Source organism: Fluviicola sp., assembly GCF_030151805.1.
In the GTDB taxonomy this organism is placed as follows: domain Bacteria; phylum Bacteroidota; class Bacteroidia; order Flavobacteriales_D; family Crocinitomicaceae; genus Fluviicola.
Map to the genome: position 1 here is coordinate 1 of NZ_JASLCN010000094.1, position 2,859 is coordinate 2,859.

5 protein-coding genes and 1 pseudogene are annotated in these 2,859 nt (G+C 42.4%); 2 read left to right on the forward strand and 4 right to left on the reverse strand.

What is annotated here, in order from left to right; translation table 11 throughout:
• Window positions 1–174 (reverse strand): annotated as a pseudogene (locus Q1V93_RS19365) (MFS transporter); the annotation flags it as partial.
• A gap of 126 nt (window positions 175–300) precedes the next feature.
• Between Q1V93_RS19365 and msrA the strand changes: the two are divergent.
• Window positions 301–831 carry a peptide-methionine (S)-S-oxide reductase MsrA gene (gene msrA, locus Q1V93_RS03665; RefSeq protein WP_300661592.1) on the forward strand — a complete coding sequence of 177 codons (531 nt, stop codon included), beginning with the start codon at window positions 301–303 and terminating at the stop codon, window positions 829–831.
• 35 nt (window positions 832–866) lie between these two features.
• Here the strand turns inward: msrA and Q1V93_RS03670 are convergent, their stop codons facing one another.
• A complete protein-coding gene (locus Q1V93_RS03670) occupies window positions 867–1,325 on the reverse strand; it encodes a hypothetical protein (protein WP_300661595.1) in 459 nt (152 codons plus the stop codon).
• An 85-nt stretch (window positions 1,326–1,410) separates the two neighbouring features.
• Here Q1V93_RS03670 and Q1V93_RS03675 point away from each other — a divergent pair, with 85 nt between their 5' ends.
• Window positions 1,411–2,139, forward strand: coding sequence for a leucine-rich repeat domain-containing protein (locus Q1V93_RS03675; protein WP_300661598.1), 729 nt, complete (start codon window positions 1,411–1,413; stop codon window positions 2,137–2,139).
• Here Q1V93_RS03675 and Q1V93_RS03680 read toward each other — a convergent pair.
• Both Q1V93_RS03680 and Q1V93_RS03685 read right to left on the reverse strand, forming a co-directional pair.
• Window positions 2,136–2,672, reverse strand: a complete 537-nt coding sequence (locus Q1V93_RS03680; RefSeq protein WP_300661601.1) for a CPBP family intramembrane glutamic endopeptidase — start codon at window positions 2,670–2,672, stop codon at window positions 2,136–2,138. The two genes, Q1V93_RS03675 and Q1V93_RS03680, sit on opposite strands and share 4 nt — an antisense overlap.
• A 1-nt stretch (window position 2,673) precedes the next feature.
• The coding region (locus tag Q1V93_RS03685; RefSeq protein ID WP_300661604.1) for a cupin domain-containing protein at window positions 2,674–2,859 on the reverse strand (186 nt) is incomplete at its 5' end.

Here is a 2,859-nt window from a genome sequence, read left to right on the forward strand (position 1 = left end):
TACTTTCTTTCGGCCGATCAAATCGGATAATTTACCTGAAAAAGGGCGCGAAAACCCGGCGGAGATCGTAAACAAACCGATGATCAATCCTTTCAGGTGCGGAGATCCCAGGTCGGTTAGAAATGCATTCATTTCGGGAATTACACAGTTGTAACTCGTTGTAAAAAGAAGCATGGCGAAACTTAACTTCCAGAAATTGGGACCGTATGTTTTCAAGATGCGGCAAAATTAATCAAACTCTTTTGTTGAAGAGGCAATCCGGATTTTAAAACTTCACGTATTTTTGATAAAAAGAAAGAAATGATCAAAGAAGCCACATTGGGTGCCGGATGTTTTTGGTGCATTGAAGCGTGTTACAAAGATTTGAAAGGAGTGATCTCCGTAACTTCCGGTTATGCCGGTGGGCATGTTGATCATCCGACGTACAAACAAGTGTGTGAAGGCACAACGGGTCATGCGGAAGTGGCACGGGTTGTTTACGATGAGGCTCTGGTTTCCTTTGATGAATTGCTGGAGGTCTTTTGGTTTGTACATGATCCGACGCAGTTGAACAGACAGGGAAACGATATCGGGACACAATACCGCTCGGTTGTTTTTTACCACGATCCGGAGCAAAAAGAAAAAGCCATTGCGTACAAGTCGAAATTGACGGAAGAGCATGTTTGGGAAAATCCGATTGTAACGGAAATTTCACCGGTTTCGAATTATTTTCCGGCGGAAGATTACCACCAGAATTATTTGGAATTGAATCCAGGGAATGCATATTGCCAGGCGGTAGTACGACCTAAATACGAGAAGTTTAAAAAGATTTTTGCAGATAGATTGAAATAAAAAAAGTGGGGCGAATTACGATGCGCCCCACTTTTTTATAATTCTTCCGTTTCTTGTGTCGGAGGAGTTTGTTTCGTTCCTTTAGAACCTTTTTCTCCTTTACCACCCTTCGGTGATTCTTGTCTTTCAGCTCGTTTTGCCTGCATTTTTTCCTGCTTTTCTTTTTCCCAGGCTTCGTATTTAGCGTATTGATCAGCGCTAAGTACTTCTTTGTACTGAGCCTTTCTCGCATCCTGATTTTCTTTCATCTGGGCAAATTTCTGTTCCCTGGTCAATGAGGCATTCTGACGAATTGCGTCGTTCTTTTTTGCAATTCCCAGATTGATATCCTGGATCTTTGCTTTTTGAGCGTCATCCAAACTGAGTTTGGCAGTCATTTTCTCCGTCATACCTGCTGCACGTTGTTCTGCAGTTTTAGGTTCTCTTTTTTCTTGTTGCTGTGCCATAGAAGTTCCTCCTACTAAAACAGCGATTGCTAAAATGAATGTCTTCATATGATCATTTTTTTTATGGTTACTGAAGGTAAGACACAAATTATGCCAATTGGTTTAATCAATTTTATTGTACTTTCGGATCGAGATGAAATGGAAATCCCTTTTTGGACTGATTGCAATGGCGTTTTTTACCTCTTGTTCGGTAATTACTGCCACAAGAACAGATGGAAGAGAGGTAACAATGAATTACAAAAAATTGGAGGATATTCCTTTCGACCTGTTTCTGGATACCACAATCACGAAAATGTCTTTTTTCGGAAACAAGATCAGGGAAATTGATGCGGAAATATCCAAACTTCAGAACCTGGAAGTCTTGTACCTGGGACGCAACAAAATGACTTCTTTTCCGAAGTCGGTTTGTGAGCTGAAGAACCTGAAAGTATTGAGTCTGGCTTACAACGATATTGATTCCATTCCCGATTGCATTTGCCGATTGAAGAACCTGCAGCGTTTGTTTGTTTCCAACAACAAGTTGGTATACGTTTCAGATTCATTAGGAAGCTTGCGGAATCTGGAACAATTGGATTTGAACAGGAATGCGATCCGGAAGCTGCCGGAAGATTTGGGTTTTCTTTCCGGAATGCAATTTCTGGATCTGAGTTATAACAATTTGCAAAAACTGCCGGATTCAATGCAATACATGAGTGGATTGAGGGAATTGAACCTGCAATATTCCGGAGCAATGCTGCAAGTTCCCGAATCGGCTTGTTCTTTGCGAATGTTGGAGAAAATCAAAGCAGATCCCTCCGTGGTTTTCCCGATCTGTTTCCTGAGTCAGCAAACAAACCGCCTGGTGATTTACATTGAGCCCTAGTTTCTTCCCCAGAAATAGAACAATACAAAGTCGTAGCTGGCATGAGCGGCAATGCAGAACCACAATCCCTGTTCGCCCGAAATAGCGTAGCTTAGAATGGTGATAAAGAAGCAAACCAATAATCCGTATTTGGTTGTTTCAAGATCATTGGGTAAAATATACCCGTGAATGGCTACAAAGGCTATGGATGCTAACACAGGCGGAAGCCACTGTTGTACTGCGATCCGGAATAAAATTTCTTCTCCGAAACCCGCACAGAGTGAGAGGAACAGGATATCGAAAAAGTTTAACCGGAGTGATTTGATCAATTGATGTTGAACAGAGAAACTCTTTCGGGCACTTTCGGTATTGGTGAAGATTAACATCAGGATTCCGAAACAAACCCCGAATTCAATCCCGATCAGCGTCCAGATGTTGCTGAGTCCATCGAGTTGAAGGAATTCCAAAACGGGCGGCATGCCGCATAAAAGCCATCCGAGCGGAGCCATCAGTAAAGTCACAAATCCCATTAGGTAAACCCGCCACTTCGACATCTTAGGTCAGTTTTTCGATGATGGATTGGTGCTGCGGATAGGATGTTAAAAGCTCTTCGGTCGAAAACAACTCAAAATCTTCGAAATCAAAACCCGGAGCAACCGCACAGGAAACAAACGCGTATCCTTCGTCATTTTTTAAATGCGAACCGAAAATCGTTCTGGCCGGAACCACGTGAAAAGGAAC